This window comes from Paracoccus bogoriensis (genome assembly GCF_019431455.1).
In the GTDB taxonomy this organism is placed as follows: domain Bacteria; phylum Pseudomonadota; class Alphaproteobacteria; order Rhodobacterales; family Rhodobacteraceae; genus Paracoccus; species Paracoccus bogoriensis.
The window spans coordinates 1-22544 of the sequence record NZ_JAHYSR010000028.1; the positions used below are offsets into that span (position 1 = coordinate 1).

At 66.7% G+C, this 22544-nt stretch carries 19 protein-coding genes; 13 read left to right on the forward strand and 6 right to left on the reverse strand.

Annotation, left to right across the window (positions count from 1 at the left end):
- Positions 1 to 486: 486 nt before the first annotated feature.
- The 3 genes from glyS to KY389_RS12750 are packed head-to-tail and all read right to left on the reverse strand — an operon-like array spanning position 487 to position 3952.
- Positions 487 to 2556: a glycine--tRNA ligase subunit beta gene (gene glyS / locus KY389_RS12740; RefSeq protein ID WP_219831377.1), complete on the reverse strand. Its 2070-nt coding sequence runs from the start codon at positions 2554 to 2556 to the stop codon at positions 487 to 489.
- The gene (locus tag KY389_RS12745) at positions 2556 to 3032 is read right to left on the reverse strand and encodes a DUF6446 family protein (RefSeq protein ID WP_219831378.1); all 477 of its coding nucleotides are present in this window, start codon (positions 3030 to 3032) and stop codon (positions 2556 to 2558) included. The genes glyS and KY389_RS12745 overlap by 1 nt, the downstream gene beginning before the upstream one ends.
- The gene (locus KY389_RS12750) at positions 3029 to 3952 is read right to left on the reverse strand and encodes a glycine--tRNA ligase subunit alpha (RefSeq protein WP_219831379.1); all 924 of its coding nucleotides are present in this window, start codon (positions 3950 to 3952) and stop codon (positions 3029 to 3031) included. The genes KY389_RS12745 and KY389_RS12750 overlap by 4 nt, the downstream gene beginning before the upstream one ends.
- Before the next feature lie 119 nt (positions 3953 to 4071).
- Between KY389_RS12750 and KY389_RS12755 the strand changes: the two genes are divergently transcribed.
- Positions 4072 to 5424 (forward strand): peptidoglycan-binding domain-containing protein, encoded by a 1353-nt coding sequence (locus KY389_RS12755; protein WP_246588116.1) that lies wholly within the window; start codon positions 4072 to 4074, stop codon positions 5422 to 5424.
- 4 nt (positions 5425 to 5428) lie between these two features.
- Here the strand turns inward: KY389_RS12755 and KY389_RS12760 are convergent, their stop codons facing one another.
- Complete coding sequence (locus KY389_RS12760; RefSeq protein ID WP_219831380.1) at positions 5429 to 6880, reverse strand: TrkH family potassium uptake protein; 1452 nt, start codon at positions 6878 to 6880, stop codon at positions 5429 to 5431.
- Between the two features lie 113 nt (positions 6881 to 6993).
- On the opposite strand from KY389_RS12760, the gene KY389_RS12765 reads away from it, so the two are divergent.
- The 4 genes from KY389_RS12765 to KY389_RS12780 are packed head-to-tail and all read left to right on the forward strand — an operon-like array spanning position 6994 to position 11625.
- Positions 6994 to 7899 carry an MBL fold metallo-hydrolase gene (locus tag KY389_RS12765; RefSeq protein WP_219831381.1) on the forward strand — a complete coding sequence of 302 codons (906 nt, stop codon included), beginning with the start codon at positions 6994 to 6996 and terminating at the stop codon, positions 7897 to 7899.
- 15 nt (positions 7900 to 7914) lie between these two features.
- Positions 7915 to 9705 carry a SulP family inorganic anion transporter gene (locus tag KY389_RS12770; RefSeq protein ID WP_219831382.1) on the forward strand — a complete coding sequence of 597 codons (1791 nt, stop codon included), beginning with the start codon at positions 7915 to 7917 and terminating at the stop codon, positions 9703 to 9705.
- A gap of 55 nt (positions 9706 to 9760) precedes the next feature.
- A complete protein-coding gene (locus tag KY389_RS12775) occupies positions 9761 to 10885 on the forward strand; it encodes a Ppx/GppA phosphatase family protein (RefSeq protein ID WP_219831383.1) in 1125 nt (374 codons plus the stop codon).
- Positions 10882 to 11625, forward strand: coding sequence for an RlmE family RNA methyltransferase (locus KY389_RS12780; protein WP_219831384.1), 744 nt, complete (start codon positions 10882 to 10884; stop codon positions 11623 to 11625). The genes KY389_RS12775 and KY389_RS12780 overlap by 4 nt, the downstream gene beginning before the upstream one ends.
- Before the next feature lie 94 nt (positions 11626 to 11719).
- On the opposite strand, the gene KY389_RS12785 is transcribed toward KY389_RS12780, so the two are convergent.
- A complete protein-coding gene (locus KY389_RS12785; protein ID WP_219831385.1) occupies positions 11720 to 12823 on the reverse strand; it encodes a helix-turn-helix transcriptional regulator in 1104 nt (367 codons plus the stop codon).
- 104 nt (positions 12824 to 12927) lie between these two features.
- A complete protein-coding gene (gene miaA / locus KY389_RS12790) occupies positions 12928 to 13815 on the reverse strand; it encodes a tRNA (adenosine(37)-N6)-dimethylallyltransferase MiaA (protein WP_219831386.1) in 888 nt (295 codons plus the stop codon).
- Positions 13816 to 13896: 81 nt separating this feature from the next.
- On the opposite strand from miaA, the gene pyrH reads away from it, so the two are divergent.
- The 8 genes from pyrH (at position 13897) to bamA (ending at position 22543) form a co-directional block, all read left to right on the forward strand.
- Positions 13897 to 14622, forward strand: a complete 726-nt coding sequence (gene pyrH / locus KY389_RS12795; protein WP_219831387.1) for a UMP kinase — start codon at positions 13897 to 13899, stop codon at positions 14620 to 14622.
- A 10-nt stretch (positions 14623 to 14632) separates the two neighbouring features.
- Positions 14633 to 15427 (forward strand): ion transporter, encoded by a 795-nt coding sequence (locus KY389_RS12800; protein WP_219831409.1) that lies wholly within the window; start codon positions 14633 to 14635, stop codon positions 15425 to 15427.
- 93 nt (positions 15428 to 15520) lie between these two features.
- Positions 15521 to 16084, forward strand: a complete 564-nt coding sequence (gene frr, locus KY389_RS12805) for a ribosome recycling factor (protein ID WP_219831388.1) — start codon at positions 15521 to 15523, stop codon at positions 16082 to 16084.
- Between the two features lie 7 nt (positions 16085 to 16091).
- On the forward strand, positions 16092 to 16829 hold the full coding sequence (gene uppS, locus KY389_RS12810; RefSeq protein WP_219831389.1) for a polyprenyl diphosphate synthase: 738 nt from the start codon (positions 16092 to 16094) through the stop codon (positions 16827 to 16829).
- Positions 16826 to 17674 carry a phosphatidate cytidylyltransferase gene (locus KY389_RS12815; protein WP_219831390.1) on the forward strand — a complete coding sequence of 283 codons (849 nt, stop codon included), beginning with the start codon at positions 16826 to 16828 and terminating at the stop codon, positions 17672 to 17674. The genes uppS and KY389_RS12815 overlap by 4 nt, the downstream gene beginning before the upstream one ends.
- Before the next feature lies 1 nt (position 17675).
- Complete coding sequence (gene dxr / locus KY389_RS12820) at positions 17676 to 18830, forward strand: 1-deoxy-D-xylulose-5-phosphate reductoisomerase (protein WP_219831391.1); 1155 nt, start codon at positions 17676 to 17678, stop codon at positions 18828 to 18830.
- Complete coding sequence (gene rseP / locus KY389_RS12825; RefSeq protein ID WP_219831392.1) at positions 18827 to 20158, forward strand: RIP metalloprotease RseP; 1332 nt, start codon at positions 18827 to 18829, stop codon at positions 20156 to 20158. Before dxr ends, rseP begins: the two co-directional genes overlap by 4 nt.
- Before the next feature lie 90 nt (positions 20159 to 20248).
- Positions 20249 to 22543: an outer membrane protein assembly factor BamA gene (bamA, locus tag KY389_RS12830; RefSeq protein WP_219831393.1), complete on the forward strand. Its 2295-nt coding sequence runs from the start codon at positions 20249 to 20251 to the stop codon at positions 22541 to 22543.
- Position 22544 lies beyond the last annotated feature (1 nt).

Consider the following 22544-nt stretch of genomic DNA (forward strand, 5'->3'; position numbering starts at 1 on the left):
CTTCGGCATCGACGCCGTGCAGCTGGAAAACAGGCTTGGCCAGATCGATCCCGAGTGTGGTAATCCTGTCCATGGATGGCTCCCCTTGCTGGTGATGTTCACAGCACCCAACAGGGCACATTGCGATGCCGGAAGCGGGAGCCATCCACGCCATCAATGGCGTTCCAATGGCTCACCCTTCTTCAGGATCTCGTTGGCCTGGCGTAGCTCGCAGACCTCGCGCTCCAGATCGTTCGCCATTGTCACTCGGACCAATGGCGTTCCAATGGCTCACTCCGATCTTTCTCGGCACTTGTCAGCCCAGCCCGCTGAGCATCAGAAAACTCCGCGCCAAGCGCGCTTGCCAACCAGAAACCGACAAATATCAATCCAAAGGGCTCTCGTTGTGATCGCGGGAACTTCCGGAGGGCAGGCTGCAGGCAGTCACCGCATTTCGCAAGGTGCCTGGCGATCCGCATGTCCGGACCGGCAGGGCAGGGGCTTTCATTACCCCTCGATCCGGGTGAAGTCCGCAATCTGGCGGCCCGCCTCGCGGATGCGCGACAGCAGGTTCAGGCGGTTGCGGCGCAGGATCTGGTTGTCGCTGTTGACCTGGACAGCCTCGAAGAAGGCGTCGATGGGCGCGCGCAGCGCGGCGATGGCGGTCATGGCGGCGGGGTAGTCCTCGGCCTCCATCGCGGCGCGGATCGCGGGGTCGGCGTGGTCCAGCGCTACGAAAAGGGCGCGTTCTGCATCGGTTTCGGCGAATTTCGGGTCGGCGCCGAGGCTGTATTCGACGCCGTCCTGCGCCTCGGCCTGGGCCAGGATGTTGCCGGCGCGTTTGAGACCCTGGGTCAGGTTCTTGCCGTCATCCGTCGCCAGCATCGCGTTCAGCGCCGTGGCGCGGGCCACCACGCGCACGAGGTCGTCATTGCCCTCCTGAGCCAGCACCGCGTCGATGATGTCATGCCGGATGCCCTGCTCGCGCAGATGGACCTTGAGCCGGTCGTGGAGGAAGGCCAGCAGGTCATCGCCTGCATCCTCGACCTGATGGCCGCGGCTGCCGCGTTTGAATATTCCGGTCAACGAAGCGCGCACCTTGCCCGACAACACCAGCCGGATCACCCCCAAGGCCGCGCGGCGCAGCGCGTAGGGATCCTTGGACCCGGTGGGCTTCTCGTCGATCGCCCAGAACCCGGTCAGCGTGTCGATCTTGTCGGCCAACGCCACGGCGACCGAGACCGGGGCGGTCGGCACCGCGTCCGAGGGGCCAAGCGGCTTGTAATGGTCGCGCACCGCGTCGGCGACGGCGGCAGGCTCGCCGGCCTCCAGCGCGTAGTAGCGGCCCATCGTGCCCTGAAGCTCGGGGAACTCGCCCACCATGGAGGAGCGCAGGTCCAGTTTCGCCAGACGCGCGGCGCGTTCGGCTTGGGTCGCGTCCGCGCCGACCAGGGGTGCGATCTCGCGGGCCAGCGCCGCGATGCGGGCCACGCGGTCGGCCTGGCTGCCCAGCTTGTTGTGGAATGTGACCGCGCCCAGGCCCTCGGCCCAGGCGGTCATGCCCGCTTTCGCCTCGCGCAGGTCGTTTTCCCAGAAGAAGGCCGCGTCCGAGAGGCGGGCAGCCAGCACGCGCTGGTTGCCAGACAGGATCGTGGCGCCATCGTCGGGCGTCTCGATATTGGCAACGGTGACGAAGCCCTCGATCCGGCCAGTGGCGGGGTTCAGGGCCGAGAAGAACTTCTGGTGTTCCTTCATCGAGGTTTGCAGAACCTCAGGGGGGAGGGACAGGAAGCGATCCTCGATCACGCCCATCAGGGGCACGGGCCATTCGACAAGACCCGCCACCTCGGCCAGCAGGGACTCGTCCGGCACAATCTGCCAGCCGCGGGCAAAGGCCAGGGTCTCGGCTTGGGACCGGATGTGGTCGGCGCGTTCCTCGGCGTCCAGCATCACCTTGGCGCGGCGCAGTTTCGCGGCATAGTCGTCAAAGTCCGTCACCGCGAAGCTGTCGGGCGCCATGAAGCGATGCCCGCGCGTCATGTTGCCCGAAACGAGGCCGTCCACCTCCAGCGGCACGACCGATGCGCCGGACTCGTCGGTCAGGATGCACAGGATCGAATGAAGCGGGCGAACCCACCGCAGGCTGCCCGACCCCCACCGCATGGATTTGGGCCAGGGAAAATTGCGGATCGTGGCCTCCAGCACCTCGGCCACGATCTGGGCGGCGGGGCGGCCGGGCCTGGTGATGGTGGCGAACCAGACCTGGCCCTTCTTGTCGTCGCGCGCCTCCAGCTGGTCGCGCGTGAGGCCGGTCGAACGCAGGAAGCCTTCCAGCGCGGCTTCGGGTGCGTCGATGCGGGGGCCCTTGCGTTCCTCGCGCGTGGTGGGGCTGGCGGCGGTCAGGCCCTCGACGGACAGTGCGAGGCGGCGGGGCGTCGAGAAGGCGCCGGCGCTGGCATAGGTCAGCCCGGCCTCGACCAGGCCGTCGGTGATCAGGCGCTTGAGATCCTCGCGGGCGCGGGCCTGCATCCGGGCGGGGATCTCTTCCGAGAAAAGCTCGATCAGAAGGTCGGGCATCAGTCCATCACTCCGCGTTCCGGGTTCTTTTCGTTGTATTCGTGCCAGCCAAAGACGCGTCCGTCGGGATAGGTCACAAGGATGCGGTCCACATCCGTCCGCACCTCGGATTGGGCCAGCCATGCGGTGGCAGCACCCGATTGCAGGTCCGCGCCGATTTGCTGGGCGTCATAGCAGGAAAACCAGCGCGGCCCGTTCAGCGGCTGCGAGTTCGGGGCCGGGATCATGCCCTCGGGCAGCGTTTCGGCGCGGCCGCAGATGCGCCAGCGGATGGGCGAGCTGTCGGCATTGATGCCCTCGAAGTCGGTCAGCGCCAGGGGGACGGGGCCGGAAGTGGTCTCGACGGTGATCCTGGCCTCGGGGCTGGACGGGTCGATGCGGTCGAAGAAGGCGTATTCCTGGGTGTACCAGACGCCCGCGCCCGCAGCGATGCCGCCCCCCAACAGGGTGACGATGGCAATCTTTCCCCAGTTCATGTCCGCGCCCCTGCCGCGTCGGTCGTCAGGAACAGATCGGCGCAGCCCTTGGCCAGCGCGCGGACCCGCCCGATATAGGCCTGCCGCTCGGTCACGCTGATGACGCCGCGGGCATCCAGCAGGTTGAAGATATGGCTGGCCTTGATCGCCTGGTCATAGGCGGGATGAGCCATCGGGATACGGCGCCCGGCGCTGTCCGTTTCTGCGGCCTCAAGGATGCGGGCGCATTCGGCCTCGGCATCCTTGAAGTGCTGGAACAGCATCTCGGTATCGGCCTGATCGAAGTTCCAGCGGCTGTATTCCTGTTCGGTCTGGCGGAAGATGTCGCCATAGCTCAGCGGGATCGGCGCGTCGGGATCGTTGAAGGGCATGTCCATGACATGCTCGACCCCCAGCACATACATCGCCAGCCGTTCCAGGCCATAGGTCAGCTCTCCGCTGACGGGTTTGCAGTCATGGCCGCCGACCTGCTGGAAATAGGTGAACTGGCTGACCTCCATCCCGTCGCACCAGACCTCCCAGCCCAGGCCCCATGCGCCGAGCGTGGGGCTCTCCCAGTCATCCTCGACGAAGCGCATGTCGTGGATCATCGGGTCCAGCCCGATCGCGCGCAGGCTGCCCAGATACAAGTCCTGCAGATCGGGGGGCGAGGGTTTGATGATGACCTGATATTGGTAGTAATGCTGCAACCGGTTCGGGTTCTCGCCATAGCGGCCATCAGTCGGGCGGCGCGAGGGCTGGACATAGGCCGCGGCCCAGGGGCGGCTGCCAAGCGCGCGCAACGTGGTGGCCGGATGGAAGGTGCCCGCGCCGACCTCCATGTCATAGGGTTGCAGCACGGCGCAACCCTGCTGCGCCCAATAGTCTTGCAGGCGCAGGATGACCTCCTGAAAGCTGCGGGGACGGTTGGGGCTGGTCATGGGGGCGTCCTTTTGGGTAGATCGAGCCTGCCCGCGCCTTCTAGGCTTCGGGCGGGGCAGGGTCAATAAAGGCTGGCAGGCCAACGCGCCGCGGCCGAAAACAGATGGGGGGCAGGGCCATGCGGGGCTTGGGTGTGATCGTTCTGGCGGGGATGCTGCCGATGCAGGCCATGGCCGAGGGCGCGGTGATCCGGCTGGAGGCCAAGCGCAGCGAGGCTGCCGCCGCCGAGGCCGCGGCAGGCTGGGCGGAACGCTTCGACAATGTGGTAACGCTGCCCCTGCCGGGCGGTTGGACCGGGATCGCGCTTGGGCCCATGGACCGGGCCGAGGCCGAGGCGCTGCTGGCCGATCTGCGCGCATCGCGCGCGGTGCCGGGCGACGCCTTCGTCAGCCAGCCGCCTGCCAGCATCGTCCTGTCGCCGGTGGGCACGCCGCCCGCCGCCTCTGCCGAACCTGTCGCAGAGACGGCCGCCGAGCCCGAATCCGCACCGGAACCCGAAGCCGTTGCCGAGGCCGAACCCGAAGTCGCGCCCCAGTCGGCCCTGCCCGAGGGGCGCTTTCTGCGTCTTGAAGCATTCGAGACCGAAGCCGAGGCCCGCGAGGCTCTGACCCGCTGGCAGGCCGAGTTCGGCGACGCCTGGCTCTGGGCCTTGCCCGACGGCTGGTTTGCGCTGGCGCTTGGACCGCTGACGCCCGAGGCCGCCGAAGCCTGGGCGCCGGTCCTGAAAACCGCCGAGATTATCCCCTCGGACGCGGTCGTGACCGGGGCGGACAGCCTCGGCGCGCCGCTGGTCGAGGGAGGCGCCCCGGATCTGCCCGCGCCCGGCGCACCCGAGCCGCTGCCGCCGCTGGAGGATGTCCAGCGCGCGCTGCGTTGGGCGGGCCATTATACCGGCGCCATTGATGGCAAGGATGGCCCGATGACGCAGGCGGCGATCCGCGCCGAGATCGCGACCGCCCGGCGCGCCACCGATCCCGGCACGGCCATGCGCCTTCTGATCGAGGCGCGGGCCGAATGGCGCGACCGCATGGGGCTGGCCGAATTGCGCGACGAAGCGACGGGCCTGTCAGTCACCGCGCCCCTGTCGGCGCTGGTCTTCGACCGGGCGGAACGCGCCTTGTCGATCTACGGCCCGGCCAACGATTCCGGCGCGGCGCTGATCCTGTTCAGCCAGAAGGGCGGGCAGCAGGAATTGCTGGACCTTGCGGGGCTTGTGACCGCGCTTGGCTGGGTGCCCAGCCCAGAACGCAGGATCCGGCAGGGCCATGTCCATCTGCGCGGCGAGAACGAGGCCCATCGCGGCGAGGCCGAGGGCCGGGTGCGCGATGGCCGGGCCGAGGGCTGGGTGCTGATCTGGCCCGCCTCGGACCCGGAAACGCAAACCCGGGTCGCGGCCGAACTCTCGGACAGTCTGGACCGCTTTGCCCCCGCTGCGGGCGAGGACGCGCCAGCGGCGCCGGTCACGCCCTGACGCCCTATCCGCGCCAGAAGCGGGGCATCAGCAGAACCAGGACCGAGACCAGTTCCAGACGGCCCAGATACATGCCCGCGATCATCAGGATCTTGGCCGGTTCGGGAAAGGCTGCGACAGATCCGTTGCGCGTGATCTCGGGGCCCCAGACCGGACCGACATTGGCGATCGCCGTCCAGGCAGCGGTCAGCGCGGTGCGCGGATGCAGGCCGGTCAGCGACAGGCCCACGATCAGCAGGCCGAAAGTCAGCATGAACAGTGTGAAGAAGGCCATGACCGAGTTGACGACATCGCGGTCCAGCGGGCGACCCTCGTAGCGCAGCGGATAGACGCGGTGGGGCGAATGCATCCGCCGGATCTGGGCGCGCACGGCCTGAAGCAGGATCAGGTAGCGGAACACCTTGACCGAGCAGCCCGTCGAGCCTGTGCAGCCCCCGATCAGTCCCACAATGATCAGCAGCGCCAGCGGCAGATGCCCCCAGGTCAACACATCGGTCGAGGCATAACCCGTCCCGGAAAAGATCGTGATCGTGTTGAAAACGGTTTCGCGCAGCACCTCCTCGACCGGCACGCCCCGGTGGATATAGGCAAGCCTGTAGATGATGATGATGCCGCAGGCATAGGCGATCCAGCGCAGATAGGCGCGGATCTGGCTGTCGCGCCAGATCGGGTCCAGATCGCCGCGCATCGCCTGCACCATGCGGATAAAGGGGATCGAGGCCAGGATCATGAAAACCGAGGCCGCCCATTCCGGACCGCCCAGATGGGCCCCGAAACTGGCGTCGTAATTCGAGAACCCCCCGGTCGATGCGGTGGTCAGCGCATGAACCACCGCATCGAATCCCGTCATGCCCAGCGCCACATAGGTCAGCGCGCAGGCGCCCGTCAGGGCCAGATAGACGATGGTCATCTCTCCGGCGATGGTGCGCGCGCGGGGCAGCACCTTGCCGAGCGTGTCGAAGCCCTCGGACCGGAAGAACTGCATCCCGCCAACCCGCATGACCGGCAGAAAGACCATCGCCACGACCACGATCCCCAGGCCGCCCATCCATTGCAGCAGCGCGCGCCACAGATGCGTGCCGCGCGGCAGATCGTCCAGCGCCGGAAAGGCGGTGGTGCCGGTGGTGGTGACGCCCGACATCGCCTCGAAGAAGGCATCGGTGAAGGTGGCGCGCGGCTCGCCCAGCATGAAGGGCAGGGCGCCGAAGACCGGGATGACCAGCCACAGGCCCGAAGTCAGCAGAAAGGCCTGCTGCAGTTTCAGCGACGTGTAATTGCCCCGGGTGGCCAAGGTGATCAGCCCGCCCATGACCATCGTGATGATCGCGCATTCCAGAAAGACCTGCCAATGCGGATCGCCTTGCCACAAATCGACCAGCATGGGCGCCAGCATCGCCGCGCCCAGCACGACGACGATCTTTCCAATCGGGTGGGCCACGGGTCGCAGGTCGATCATGACGAACTGCTTGCCCCCGCCCGTCACGCGCGTCAAGCAGCGCCGTTATTGCATTCAGTTTTTGGAATGCGTATATCGGGCGGGCAGGATCATGCCAGCCGCAGGAGAGTTCGATGACCACGACCGCAAATCCCGGGGCGCTGCCCGCCGTCGATCTTGGCATGCGCCCGGATGTTTCGGCACATTTCGATCCGCAGACGAACACGATCAGCTACATCGTCAAGGATCCGTCCTCGAATGCTTGCGCCATCGTCGATTCGGTGATGGATCTCGACTATGCCGCAGGCCGGATCACCTACGACCATGCCGATGCCCTGATCGCCGAGATCGAGACCCGCGGCCTGTCGCTGGAATGGATCATCGAGACCCATGTTCATGCCGACCACCTCTCTGCGGCACCCTATATCCAGCAGAAGCTGGGCGGCAGGATCGGGATTGGCGCGAATATCCTGATCGTTCAGAACGTGTTCGGAAAGATCTTCAACGAGGGCACCGAGTTCCAGCGAGACGGCAGCCAGTTCGATCGCCTGTTCGAGGATGGCGACGAATACCATGTCGGTGCGATGCGCTGTTTTGCCCTTCACACGCCCGGCCACACACCGGCCTGCATGACGCATGTGATGGGCGATGCGGCCTTCGTGGGTGATACGCTCTTCATGCCTGACGGGGGATCGGCCCGCGCTGATTTTCCCGGCGGCGATGCCGGCGTGCTGTATGACAGCATCCAGCGCGTCCTGTCGCTGCCCGACGAGACTCGGCTGTTCATGTGCCACGATTACGGCCCGAACGGGCGCGACATCCAGTGGGAGACGACCGTAGCCGAAGAAAAAGCTCACAACATCCATGTCGGCGCGGGCAGGACGCGCGATGAGTTCATCGCCTTCCGCACCGCACGCGACGCGCAGCTTGACATGCCGCGCCTGATCATTCCGTCCCTTCAGGTAAACATGCGTGCGGGCGAGATTCCCACCGACGCCGACGGCCGCCCGATGCTGAAAGTGCCGGTAAACAGCCTCTGACGCGAAAGACCTCTGATGCGTGCCTCGCTTTCCCGCTACCTGCCGATCCTTGACTGGGGGCGGCGCTACGACCTTGCCGCGCTGCAAAGCGACCTGCTGGCGGCGGTGATCGTCACGATCATGCTGATCCCGCAATCGCTGGCCTATGCGATGTTGGCGGGATTGCCGCCCGAGGCGGGGATCTATGCCTCGATCCTGCCGATCATGCTTTATGCGATCTTCGGCAGTTCGCGGGCGCTGGCGGTGGGGCCGGTGGCGGTCGTGTCGCTGATGACGGCGGCGGCGGTCGGGCAGGTCGCGGCCCAAGGCACGGCGGGTTATGCGGCCGCGGCGCTGACCCTGGCCGCGTTGTCGGGCGGCATCCTGATCCTGATGGGCATTTTCCGGCTGGGCTTTCTGGCCAATTTCCTGTCGCATCCGGTGATTGCAGGCTTCATCACGGCTTCGGGCCTGCTGATTGCCGTCAGCCAGATTCGCCATATCCTCGGGGTGCAGGCGGGCGGCGATACATTGCCGCAAATGCTGTCCTCGCTGGTCGGGGCGGTAGGCGCAACGAACCCGATCACGCTGGCGCTCGGGGTGACGACGACCGCCTTCCTGTTCTGGCAGCGCAAGGCTCTGGCGCCCTTGCTGCGCCGACTGGGACTGTCGCCCAGGGCGGCCACGATGGTCGCGCGGGCGGGGCCGGTCCTGGCTGTCGTGGTCACAACCCTGCTGGTCTGGGGCCTCGGCCTGGACGAACGCGGAGTCGCCATCGTCGGAGCGGTTCCGCAGGGTCTGCCGCCGCTGACGCTGCCCGCCTTTTCCGGCGATCTGATCGGGGCGCTGCTTGTCCCGGCGTTGCTGATCTCGGTCATCGGCTTCGTCGAATCCGTCAGCGTCGGCCAGACCCTTGCGGCGAAACGCCGTGAACGCATCGACCCGGATCAGGAGCTGATCGGCCTCGGCGCGGCCAATATCGGGGCGGGCTTTACCGGCGGGATGCCGGTCACGGGCGGCTTTGCGCGGTCGGTCGTGAATGCCGATGCCGGGGCCGAGACGCCCGCCGCAGGCGCCTTCACGGCCATTGGCCTGGCCATCGCAGCCCTTGCGCTGACACCGCTGATCCACTACCTGCCCACGGCCACGCTGGCGGCGACGATCATCGTCGCGGTCCTGTCGCTGGTCGATCTGAAGATCCTGCGCCAAGCCTGGACCTACAGCCGGGCCGATTTCGCCGCCGTCGCCGTCACGATTGCGCTGACATTGCTGGCGGGCGTGGAAACCGGGGTCAGCGCGGGGGTGATCCTGTCGGTGCTGCTGCATCTGTGGAACACTTCCCGGCCCCATATCGCCGAGGTGGGGCTGGTCCCCGGCACCCAGCATTTCCGCAATATCCTGCGCCACGAGGTGTTGACCGACCCCTGCCTGCTGACCATCCGCATCGACGAAAGCCTCTATTTCGCCAATGCCCGGATGCTGGAGGATCGCGTGCTGGACCGCGTTGCTGCCGAGCCGCGTATCCGCCATGTCGTGCTGATGTTCTCGGCGGTGAACAGCGTTGACCTTTCGGCGGTCGAAAGCCTGCAGGCGCTGAATTCGCGATTGTCGGGCATGGGCGTGACGCTGCACCTCTCCGAGGTCAAGGGCCCGGTCATGGACCGCCTGCGCCGCAGCCATCTGCTGCACGAATTGTCGGGCCGGGTCTTTCTGTCGCAGTGGGATGCGATCGCCGCGCTGGCGCCCGCGCTTTGCGGCCAGAACGCGCCGCGACCGTCCGGGCCTGATACCGGCGGCGGGGATCATCGCGGGGCTGCAACCCCTTGAATGCGCCCTTCTCGCGGGTTAGGTCTTTTACAACTTGTCATCGGAGGGCGTGAACATGGCGCCCAGGCGTCCTGCGGGTGCGGACGCGTTCCCGAGAAATGCGGTCGAGCCGTCAGGCACCCGACAGCCCGAGGATGGGGGGTTATACGCTGCCCTCGACCTTGGGACCAATTCTTGCCGGATGCTGATTGCTCGACCGGCGGGCAGTCAGTTCCAGGTTGTGGACAGCTTTTCCAAGCCTGTCCAGCTGGGACAGGGGCTTGAAGCCTCTGGCCGGTTGTCGCGCAGTTCCATGGCGCGAACCGTTCACGCGCTGCAGGTCTGCAAGCGCAAGCTGGAACAGCACAAGGTCCGCAAGATGCGCATGGTCGCCACCGAGGCCTGCCGTCGCGCGCGCAACAGCCGCGATTTCATGCGCACCATCCGCCGCGAGACTGGTCTGCCCATTGAAATCATCAGCGCCGAGGAAGAGGCGCGGCTGGCCGTCATCTCCTGCGCGCCCCTGGTCAGCCACAAGACCGAGACGCTGATGGTCGTCGATATCGGTGGCGGCTCGACCGAACTGGTCTGGATCGACCTGGAGGATGTCGAGCCCAAGGAACGGCCCCGCGCCATCATGCGCCTGTCGGACGGCTTCGGAAATCCGCGGCCGGGCGGGGCTCGGGTGGTGGACTGGATCAGCGTGCCTCTGGGCGTGGCGACGCTGCGCGACCAGTTCGCCGATGTCGAGGACGACCAGGGCCGCTTCGCGCTGATGTCGTGGTTCTTCGAAGAGGCGCTGGCCAATTTCACCCCTTATGCCGACGGCTCGCCCGACGAGGGGTTCCAGATCATCGGCACCTCCGGGACGGTGACGACCGTGGCGGCCAGCTTTCTGGGCCTGCGCCGCTATGACCGGACCAAGGTGGACGGGCTCGAGATGACCAGCGAACAGATCGACCGGGTGATCCACTCCTATCTTCAGCTTGGCCCTGACGGACGCCGGGCCGACCCGCGTATCGGGCGCGAGCGTCATGCCCTGATCATGTCGGGCGCCGCGATCCTGCAGACGCTGATGCGGGTCTGGCCGACGACGCGCCTGTCGGTGGCTGATCGCGGGCTGCGCGAGGGGTTGCTTTATGCCCAGATGGTGCGCGATGGGGTGCTGAAGCCCGAAGGATTGAACGGAGTGGCATCATGACAAGGCAACCAGGCAGCCGCGCGGGCAAGTCCAGCGGGCGCGGCACGCGCGACCTGAGGGTGCGGGTCAAGACCGCCAAGGGGCGCAAACTGTCCTCGAAGCTCTGGCTGGAACGGCAGCTGAACGACCCCTATGTGGCCCGCGCTCGGCGAGAGGGCTACCGGGGCCGCGCCGCCTACAAGATCATCGAGCTTGACGACAAGTTCCGCTTTCTGGTGCCCGGCGCGCGCGTCGTCGATCTGGGCTGCGCGCCCGGCGGCTGGTGTCAGGTGGCCGTGGCCCGCGTCAACGCCCTGGGCGAGCGCGCCGACAGAAAGCGGGGCCGCGTGCTGGGCCTGGATCTGCAAGAGGTTGACCCGATCGCCGGGGCCGAGATCCATCAGTTGGACTTCCTGTCCGACGGGGCAGAGGATCAGGTCAAGGCCTGGTTGGGCGGGCCTGCCGATGTGGTGATGTCGGACATGGCGGCCGCCTCGTCCGGCCATAAGGGCACCGACCACCTGCGCATCGTCGCGTTGGTCGAGGCGGCGGCGCAACTGGCGCTTGACGTGCTGGAGCCGGGCGGCACCTTTGTCGCCAAGGTGCTGGCCGGTGGCGCCGAAGCCGAGATGCAGGCCATGCTCAAGCGCAACTTTGAAAAGGTTGCGAACGTCAAGCCTCCGGCAAGTCGCAGTGACAGTTCCGAAAAATTCGTCGTGGCCACAGGCTTTCGCGGTCGGACTGGCAAGACCGAGGCTTGAAACCCTTTTGGCCCGCGCCTGGCCTGGCGGCCGTTGCCCTGCCATCGCGCGCGGCCGCCGGTGAAAGGTTGGCTGCGCGTCGGGGCGCATCGGCTCAGGCATCCCCGCGCCATGCGCTGCCGCGCCTGACCTGCTTGCGAAAGGCATCGGGCGATCTTCCCGTCGCTGCCACGAAGGCCCGGGTGAAATGGGCCAGGCTGGTATAGCCCAGCATTTGCGAGATGCGATGGGCAGGCAGATCGCTGTGGCGCAGCAGTTCGGCGGCACGGTCCAGGCGAAGTCCATGCAACAGGTCGATTGCGCGCCTGCCTCTTGTGGCCAGACAGGCCCGGTCCAGGGTCGTGAGATTTGTTCCCATCTGCGCCGCCAGTTCTGCCAGCGTCACCTGCCGCCCCGGATCGGGCGCGACCTCGGCCAGAAAACCTTCGACCAGGGCGTGATCGGCGCAGACAGGGCCAGGGGCCAGTCCGGTTTCGGCAGGCGGGTCCAGCCGTTGCAGGCGCAAGGCCAGCATCGAGAGGTGCTGGCGCAGCGCCTTGCGGCGCGCCGTTTCCGCCACGTCGCGCGCGGCCTCGGCCATCAGATCCTGAAGTGCAAAGAACAGCGGCTCGGCCTGGTGTCCGACGCGCCCGGCCAGCCCCTGAGTGGGCAGCGCCGGATCAAGCCCCTGCGCCAGATCGGGCGGCAGCAGCAGCACATGGCCCTGCGTCTCGGCCCCGGGCAGGGTCGCGAAGGCGGTGCCCGAAGGGATGTAGCGCAGATCCCCAGGCCGCAGCAGCGCGCGCGATTTGGGCCAACGCAGCGCAAGCCCGCCTTGTGTGACCCAGATCAGCACATGTTCAGGCCGTGTGCGGGGATGTGGCGGGCTGTCATTCGTCCCCCAGAGAAACGCCCCCAGCGGCAACAGGCGCAGGCTGGTGCGGCGGGGCACGAAGCGGCGCATCCCCGCATGACGCGAGGGTCCGAGCGGGTCGGGACCGGTCAGCGCCAGGGCCAGAGCCTCGGGCGGAGCCTTGCCGGCCGCCGAGCGGGGCGGCGTCGGTCTGTCAGAGCTGTCCGCGTGACGATTGACGGGGCGTCCGTCATCGGGAATGTCGGGGGCGGCGACACCGCTTTGCGCACCAGGGCGGCCCGACCGCAGAAGGCTTGCGGTGAAGGGAAAACCCTTGCGCCAGTCATTGCCGCCCAGAACCGCCATCCGTCCGCGTTTCCTCCTGCTTCATGCAGGATCATCGCCCAAACCGGTTAAGACACCATGAAGGAAATGCAGCCCCTGTGCAATTCATCCCTTGGCTGTGTGATCTAGAACAGCGTTTCGGCCTGGCGGCGCGTCCAGTCGCGCATACGCCCCCGGAACCAGATCCGTTGGGACTTGGCATATTGGCGCGTGGCGATGACGGCCAGTTCGATCGCCTCGGCCAGGCTGGTGCGGCCCTGCAGATGTGCGGCCAGTTCCGGCGCACCGATGGCACGCGCCCATTGGCGGTCGGGATGCCAATGGGGCAGCATCGCGGCCACCTCTTCCAGCGCGCCGTCGCGGATCATCGCGTGAAACCGCGTCTCGATTCGGCGCGCCAGCCAGTCGCGGTCGGCCTCGATCAGGATGCGCTGGCAATCCGCAGGGGGGATCAGGGGCGGCGGCGTGTCGTTCTGCCACGAGGAAAGGCCGCGCCCCGTGGCGCGCAGCACCTCCCACGCGCGCTGGACGCGGGCGGGGTTGCGGCGGTCGATCCGCGCCGCCGTGGGCGGGTCCAGATCGGCGAGCAGCCGCGCCAGGCCGCCGGGTTCGCGCAGGATCGCGTCGGCCTCGGCCCGTAGCGCGGGCGGTGTTGCGGGAATCTGCGCCAGACCCTGCGTCAGCGCCGTGAGGTAAAGGCCCGTTCCGCCCGTCACGATCAGCCGCTGCCCGACAAGCCCCGCCAGGTCGCGCAGCCAATCCCCCACCGAATAGCTTTGTTCAGGCGTGACATGGCCGTAGAGCGCGTGCGGCGCGCGTGCTTCCTCGGCGGCGTCGGGGCGCGCGGTCAGGACGCGCCAGCACGACCAGACCTGCAACGCATCCGCGTTCACGATCACGCCGCCCTGTGCCTGGGCCACGGCCAGCGCCAGCGCCGACTTGCCGCTGGCCGTGGGCCCTGCGATCAGCAGGTGGCGCGACGGGTCGATCTCTGACAGATTGGGCGCGGGCATGGGTGATCCGGGCGGTTGATCCTGCGCGCCTTTTGCGACATTTAGCGCCCCGATGAAAGCGACCGGCGACAGGAGCCCCAGATGACCACCGAGACACCGAAGCACTATGGCCGCGTGATGCTGAAGATCTCGGGCGAGGCGTTGATGGGCGACCAGGGCTACGGGCTGCATCCGCCCACCGTCTCGCGCATTGCCGACGAGGTCGAATCGGTCCACAAGATGGGGGTCGAGGTCTGCATGGTCATCGGCGGCGGCAACATCTTCCGGGGCCTGCAGGGCAGCGCGCAGGGCATGGAGCGCACGACCGCCGATTACATGGGGATGCTGGCCACCGTGATGAACGCGCTGGCCATGCAGTCCGCGCTGGAGGCCAAGGGCCTGCATTGCCGCGTCATCAGCGCCATCCGCATGGATGAGGTCTGCGAGCCCTATATCCGCCGCCGCGCCATCCGGCATCTGGAAAAGAAACGCATCGTGATCTTTGCGGCAGGAACGGGGAACCCGTATTTTACCACCGACACGGCGGCCACGCTGCGCGCCTCGGAAATGAATTGCGAGGCGATCTTCAAGGGGACCAAGGTGGACGGCGTCTATGACAAGGATCCGGTCAAGCACGCGGATGCGAAACGCTACGGCGATGTCAGCTATGACGACGTGCTTCAACAGCATCTGGGCGTGATGGACGCCTCGGCCATCGCGCTGGCGCGTGACAACCGCCTGCCGATCATTGTCTTTTCGCTGGACGCGCCTGGCGGGTTCCGCAGCATCCTGGAAGGTCGGGGGACATATACCCGTGTCCATCACTGAGCAGGGATCGATTTTCACCCGCGCGCGTCTCGACGCACTGATCAACGGGCGCGGGGCGCAGACCTTCATCACCGCCGTCATCCTGTTCAATGCCATCATCCTGGGGCTGGAAACCTCGGGCCGGGTCATGGCGGTGGCGGGGCCGCTGATCCTGTTTCTGGATCGGTTGTGCCTGGCGATCTTCGTGATCGAGATCGGGTTGAAGCTCTATGCCCGCCGGTTGCGGTTCTTCCGCGACGGCTGGAACGTGTTCGACTTTGCCATCGTCGCCATTGCGCTGATGCCCGCCACGCAGGGCCTGTCGGTGCTGCGCGCGCTGCGTATCCTGCGGCTTCTGCGTATCGTGTCGGTCACGCCGCGCCTGCGCCGGGTGGTCGAGGGTTTCCTCTCGGCGCTGCCCGGCATGGCAAGCGTGTTCCTGCTGATGGGGATCATCTTCTACATCTTCGCGGTCATGGCGACCAAGCTCTTTTCGGCCAGCTTTCCCGACTGGTTCGGCGATCTGGGCAATTCGGCCTATTCGCTGTTTCAGATCATGACGCTGGAAAGCTGGTCCATGGGCATCGTGCGCCCGGTGATGGAGGTCTATCCCCAGGCCTGGCTGTTCTTCGTGCCCTTCATCCTGGTCACGACCTTTGCGGTGATGAACCTTGTCGTCGGTCTGATCGTGAATTCGATGCAAGAGGCGCATTCCGAAGAGTCCAACGTCGCCACCGAGGCCTATCGCGACGAGGTGCTGTCGCGCCTCGCCGCGATCGAAGAACGGCTGGCGCAGATCGAGCGGAACAGGCGCGACGACCCATAAGGCGGCGCGCTGCCCATCCGGAGGGCAAAGGCTTTGCCAATCCCGGACAATCTGGTTACAAGCGGAAAAAATCAAACTCAGAGGCGGTCCGACATGGCTGAGGACATCGAAATCGACATCGACGATCTGGAACGGCGTATGAAAGGCGCGATGGAGGCCCTGCGCAGCGAATTCGCCAGCCTTCGCACAGGCCGCGCCTCGGCCTCGATGATCGACCCCGTTCAGGTCGAGGCCTATGGTCAGATGACCCCGATCAACCAGTTGGGCACGGTGAACGTCCCCGAGCCGCGCATGGTCACGATCAACGTCTGGGACAAGGCCATGGTCGGCAAGGTCGAGAAGGCGCTGCGCGAAAGCGGGCTGGGGATCAACCCGCAGTTGAACGGCACCATCATCATGCTGCCAATCCCGGAACTGAACGAGGAACGCCGCCGCGAGCTGACCAAGGTTGCCGCGCAATATGCCGAACATGCCCGCGTCGCCATCCGCAACGTGCGCCGCGATGGGATGGATCAGGTCAAGAAGGCCAAGGCGGCCGGTATGCCCGAGGATGACCAGAAGTTTTACGAAAACGAGATCCAGTCGCTGACCGACCGCATGATCGCTTCGGTGGACGAGGCTCTGTCGGCCAAGCAGGCCGAAATCATGCAGGTCTGACAAGGCGATGGCATATGCCTTGGGCGCAGCGACGGCGGTGGCGGCAGGGGAGGGCACGCGTCCTCGTCATGTCGCCATCATCATGGACGGCAATGGTCGTTGGGCGACCGAGCGCGGCTGGCCGCGTCTGGTCGGGCACCGTCGTGGCGCCGAGCGCGTCAAGCAGATCGTGCGCGCCTGCCCCGATCTGGGGGTGGACTGGCTGACCGTCTATGCCTTCTCGACCGAGAACTGGAAACGCTCGACCGAGGAAGTGCTGGGCCTGATGAAGATCTTCAGGCGTTATATCGAACGCGAGGCCGAAAGCCTGTCGGCCGAGGGCGTGCGGATGCGCTTTATCGGCGGACGTGAGCGGCTCGACCGCAAGCTTCAGGATCTCATGGCCTCGATCGAGGCTCGGACGGCGGGCAATACGCGGTTGAACCTGACCGTGGCGATCAATTACGGCGGCCGGGACGAATTGCTGCGCGCCGCGCAGCGTCTGGCGGCCAGGATCGCCCGCGGCGAGGTGGAGCAACCCTGCGAGGCCGATCTGGAAGGCTGCCTTGACACGGCGGGCCATCCCGACCCGGATCTGGTGATCCGCACCTCGGGCGAGACGCGAATCTCGAACTTCCTGCCCTGGCAGGCGGCCTATTCCGAATATGAATTCACCCCGACGCTGTGGCCCGACTTCACACCGCAGCACCTGGCCGACATCCTGGACCGCTTCGGCCTGCGAAAGCGGCGCTTTGGCGGCGCATGAGGCCCGGGCCGCGGATAGGCAGCGCCTTGGCCTCGGCGGGCAAATGGTCCGACCTGTCGCGGCGCGTCGCCTCGACGCTGGTCCTGTTGGCGATCGGCGCGCTGCTGGCCACGGCGCAAGGCATCTGGCTGAGGCTGGGCATGGCGGTAATTTCGGCCATCACGTTCTGGGAACTGGCGGCGATGACCGGCTGGCGCAAGCCTGCCCGCCACGTCACCCGGTTCGGCCGCTCGCGTCCTGTGGCCCTTGCGGCGCTGGCAGGCGTCGCGCAGGCCGTCGCCCTGACCGAGGCGCATCCGCTGATCTGGCTGGCACTGGCTGTGCCGCTGATTGCGGGCGTTCCGGGCGCGGCGCGGCGCGACCGGCTGACCTATGTTCTGTTCGGCGCGGCGATCCTGCTGGTCGCCTATGGTCTGGTCGGCTTCCGCGAGGCTTACGGGCTGCCTTTCGTGCTGTGGCTTATGGGCATCGTGATCGTCTCGGACACGGCGGGCTATTTCGTCGGGCGGATGATGGGCGGGCCGAAATTCTGGCCCTCGCTCAGCCCGAAGAAAACCTGGTCGGGCACGGTCGCGGGCTGGATCGGCGCGACGGCTCTGGGCCTGATCCTGTGGCTGGCCGGCCATGGCGATGCTGCGCTGATCTGGATTTCGCCTCTGGTCTGTCTGGCAGGCCAGATGGGCGACATCGCCGAAAGTTGGCTCAAGCGGCGGGCGGGCGTCAAGGACAGTTCCAACCTGATCCCCGGTCATGGCGGTTTCATGGATCGTTTTGACGCAGTGACGGGGGCGGTCCTGGGCACGATGTTGATCGGGTTGATAGCCAGCTTGCCGGTGGTGAACTGACGTGACACGACGCATCTCGATCCTTGGCGCGACCGGCTCGGTCGGGATCAGCGGCGTCGATCTGATCCGCCGCGACCTGGACCGCTATCAGGTCGTGGCGCTGACCGGCGGGCGCAATATCGCGCGTCTGGCGCAACAGGCGCGCGACCTGCGCGCCGAAATCGCCGTGACGGCCCATGATGACCTGCTGGGGGAACTGCGCGCCGCGCTGGAGGGCAGCGGCACCATCGCCGCCGCGGGCCGCGAGGCCCTGATCGAGGCCGCCGCTCGTCCCGCCGATTGGGTCCTGTCGGCCATCGTCGGTGCGGCCGGGCTTGCACCCGGATTGGCCGCGCTGGCGCAGGGCGGCGTTCTGGCGCTGGCCAACAAGGAATCGCTGGTCTGCGCGGGGGCGCTGCTGCGGCAGGCGGGCAAGGCCGCCGGCGCGACGATCCTGCCGGTGGACAGCGAACATTCCGCTTTGTTTCAAGCTCTTCAGGGAGAAACCCTTGACAGCGTCAAGGATGTGACCATCACCGCCTCGGGCGGCGCGTTCCGCGACTGGCCGCTTGAGCGGCTGGCGGCGGCGACCGTGGCCGAGGCCTCGACCCATCCGAACTGGGCGATGGGCCAGCGCATCACCATCGACAGCGCCTCGATGTTCAACAAGGCGATGGAGGTGATCGAGGCCAGGGAATTCTTCGGCATCGGCCCCGACCGTATCAAGGTTCTGGTCCATCCGGAATCGATCATTCACGCAGTGGTCAGCCATCACGACGGCGGTTCCATCGCGCATCTGGGCGCCCCTGACATGCGTCATGCCATCGGCTATGCGCTGAACTGGCCGGAACGCCGGCCGCTGCCTGTCGCGGCTCTCGATCTGGCCGCCTTGGGCAGCCTGACCTTCCGCCAGCCCGACGAACGCCGTTGGCCCGCCCTGCGCCTTGCGCGCGAAGTAATGGCGGCCGGCGGCGCGGCCGGCGCGGTTTTCAATGCCGCCAAGGAGCAGGCGCTGGACGATTTCATCGCCGGGCGCATCCGCTTTACCGACATGGCCCCGCGGGTCGAAGCCACCCTGGCCGCGTTGGCCGGGCAGCCCGGATTCGGAATCGACCCGGCCAGCCTGGACGAGGTTCACCATTGGGACGCCCTGTCCCGCGAAAGGACGGCCGCATGACCGAGATCCTGACCGGCACGCTTGGCACCTTGTGGACGCTGGCGGCTTTTGTCGTCGCACTTGCGGTGATCGTGACGGTGCACGAATACGGCCATTACATCGTGGGTCGCTGGTCCGGCATCCGGGCCGAGGTCTTCAGCGTGGGCTTCGGTCCGCGCCTGGCTGCGCGGCGTGACCGGCGCGGCACGGTCTGGCAGGTCGCCGCGATCCCGCTTGGCGGCTATGTGCGCTTTCTGGGCGACGACAACATCGCCAGCGCCGGGCCGGGACGCGCGGTCGATCCCGCGCTGCGGCGGCAAACGCTGGACGGCGCGCCGCTTTGGGCGCGCTTTGCCACGCTGCTGGCCGGGCCAGTCTTCAATTTCATCCTGTCGATTCTGATCTTCGGCGGCTTTGCGGTTGTGCAGGGCATTGCCCAGCCCGAGGTGCGCGTGGGCACGATCTCGGCTGCGCCGCCCGAGGTGCAGAACCAGCTGCAACCGGGCGATCTGGTCCTGGCGGTGGGCGACCAGCCCATCGAGACCTGGGCCGATCTGGGCCGCGCCTCAGAGGCGCTGCCCCATCAGCCCGTCCAGACCTGGACCATAGAACGCGATGGCCGCCGCATGACGGTTCCCGGCCCCGACCCGATGCCCGCCCGCATCTCGGGCGTGGCGCCCCGCAGCGCCGCCGCCGAGGCGGGTCTGCGCGCCGGCGACGTGATCCTGACCATCGACGGCGAGACGGTCGCGCGCTTCACCGACCTGCGCGCCGCCGTCGAGGCCGCCGAGGGCGCGCCCCTGGATCTGCGCATCTGGCGCCCCGGCGCGGGCGAGCGCGAGGTGACGCTGCGCCCGAAACTGTCGGATCTGCCCGCCCAGGGCGGCGGGTTCGAGCAGCGCTGGCTGATCGGCGTCACCGGCGGAGAAAGTTTCTTTTCCCCCGCCACCCGTCGCGCCGGCCCTGTCGAGGCGCTGGCTCTGGGTGCGGCGCAGACCTGGGCGATCATCGCCTCGTCCCTGACCGGGCTTTGGGCCATGATCACCGGCCAGATCGGCACCTGCAACCTGGGCGGCGCGATCAGCATCGCGGAAAGCACGGGCCAGGCGGCCAGCGCGGGGGGCGGTAACTTCCTGTGGTGGATCGCGGTCCTTTCGGCGGCGATCGGCTTTCTGAACCTGCTGCCGATCCCGGTTCTGGATGGGGGGCATCTGATGTTCTACAGCTACGAGGCCATCACCGGGCGCAAGCCCTCGGACCGGGTGCTGAACGTGCTGACCTCGATCGGGTTGTTTGCGGTGCTGTCGCTGATGATTTTCGGGCTGACCAACGATCTTTTCTGCCCTTGATGCCGCAGGGCTTTTGACAGGCGCGCCCCGTTGGCGCTAGAGAACCTGAAAAAGATCGCCGTCGCGGTCGCCGAGACAAGAGGGGCAGGCATGACACGGAAACTGGGCAAGGGCGCAGTGGCGCTGATGACGGCTCTGGCGGTTGCCGCACCGGCAAGCGTGGCGCCCTGGCAGGCCAGCGCGCAGGCGGTTTCGGCCATCCGGATCGAAGGCAATCAGCGCGTCGAGGACGGCACGATCCGGTCCTTCATGAACCTGCCCGCCGGGAATGCCTCGCCAGGCGAGATCAACGATGCCCTGCAACGACTGCAAAATTCGGGCCTGTTCGAGACGGTCGAGATCATTCAGCAGGGCGGCACGCTGGTCGTGCGCGTGCGCGAATATCCCACGATCAACCGCATCAATTTCGAGGGCAACCGCCGTCTGAACAACGAACGTCTGTCCCAGATCATCCGCAGCCAGGAACGCCGCATCTACCAGCCCAGCCAGGCGATTCAGGATGCACAGGCCATCGCCGAGGTCTATGCCGCCGAGGGCCGTCTGGCCGCCCGCGTCGATCCGCGCATCATCCGCCGCAGCGACAACCGCGTCGATCTGGTCTTCGAGGTCCGCGAGGGCAATGTGACCGAGATCGAGCGTCTCAGCTTTACCGGCAACCGCGCCTTTTCGGACCGCCGCTTGCGCAACGTGTTGCAGACCAAGCAGGCGGGCCTGTTGCGGACCTTCATCCGCCGCGACACGTTCTCGCCCGAGCGGATTCCGCTGGACGAGCAGCTTCTGACGGATTTCTACCGCTCGCGTGGCTATGCCGATTTCCGCGTGCAGGCCGTCGTCCCCGAGATCGCGCGCGAACGGGACGCGTTCTTCATCACCTTCAACATCCAGGAAGGCCCGCGCTACCGGTTCGGCCGCATCAATACCGTGTCCGAAATCCCTGGTGTCGATGCCGCGCCCTTTGCCGCCCAGAACCGCGTCCGCCGGGGCGAGGTTTACAACCCCGCCGTCATCGACAACACGATCCGCCGGATGGAAACCATCGCCATCCAGCAGGGGCTGAACTTCGTCAATATCGAGCCCCGCATCACCCGCAACCCGCAGAACCAGACGCTGGACCTGACATTTGCGCTGACCCGCGGCCCGCGCATCTTCGTCGAGCGCATCGACATCGAGGGCAACACGACCACGCTGGACGAGGTGATCCGCCGCCAGTTCACCACCGTCGAGGGCGACCCTTTCAATCCGCGCGAGATCCGCAACTCGGCCGAACGCATCCGCGCGCTCGGCTATTTCGCGGATGCCCAGGTCGAGACGCGCCCGGGCAGCGGCCCCGATCAGGTCATCGTGGGCGTCAATGTCGAGGAACAGCCGACCGGCAGCTTGTCCTTCGGCGCCTCTTACGGCGTCAATGCCGGGATCGGCCTGAACGCAGGCCTGAGTGAGCAGAACTTTCTGGGCCGCGGCCAGTCCGTCGGGTTGCAGATCTCGACCGCCAGCGGCGACCGCACGGCCTCGGTCAACTTCTCCGAGCCCTTCTTCCTGGGCCGCAACCTGCGTTTCAGCATTGCGGCCAATTACAACGAGACCGAAAGCCTCAATTCCGATTACGACACCCGGACCATCGGTCTGCGGCCGTCGATCGAGTTTCCGGTCTCGCAGAATGCCCGGCTTGAACTGCGTTATCGTGTGTCCAAGGACACGCTGCGCAATGTGGACGAGGACAGCTCCATCCAGCTTCGCAATGAAGAGGGCAGCCGCGTCACCTCGGCCCTGGGCTACAGTTACAACTGGGACAGCCGTCGCACGGGGCTGGACCCGTTGACCTCGTATCGCTTCAGCTTCGGTCAGGATATTTCCGGCCTTGGCGGTGACGCGAAGGCGGTGACCACAACGATTTCGGCGGGCGTCGAAAGCAATGCCTGGCGCGAAGAGATCACGTTGCGCGCCCAGGTCGAGGCCGGCGCAATCGAGGGATATGACGGCTACCAGCCCTGGATTCTCGACCGTTTCCGCAGCGGCAGCCGGATCCGCGGCTTCGAGCCGAATGGCCTTGGCCCGCGCGATCTGGGGGCCGCCAACCAGGACGCCCTTGGCGGCAAGTATTTCTGGGCCGCCCGCGCCGAGGCGCAATTCCCCATCGGCCTGCCCGAGGAATACGGCATCAGCGGCGGTCTCTTTGCCGATATCGGCTCGCTCTGGGGGCTTGATGACGTGGCAGGGACGACGGGCACCATCGACGACAGCATGAAGGTGCGGTCCGCGGTGGGCGCCTCGATCTTCTGGACCACGCCGATCGGGCCGCTGCGGTTCAACTTTTCCAAGGCGCTGCGCAAGGAAGATTTCGACCGCACGCAGAACTTCGACCTGACGATCCAGACCCAGTTCTGAG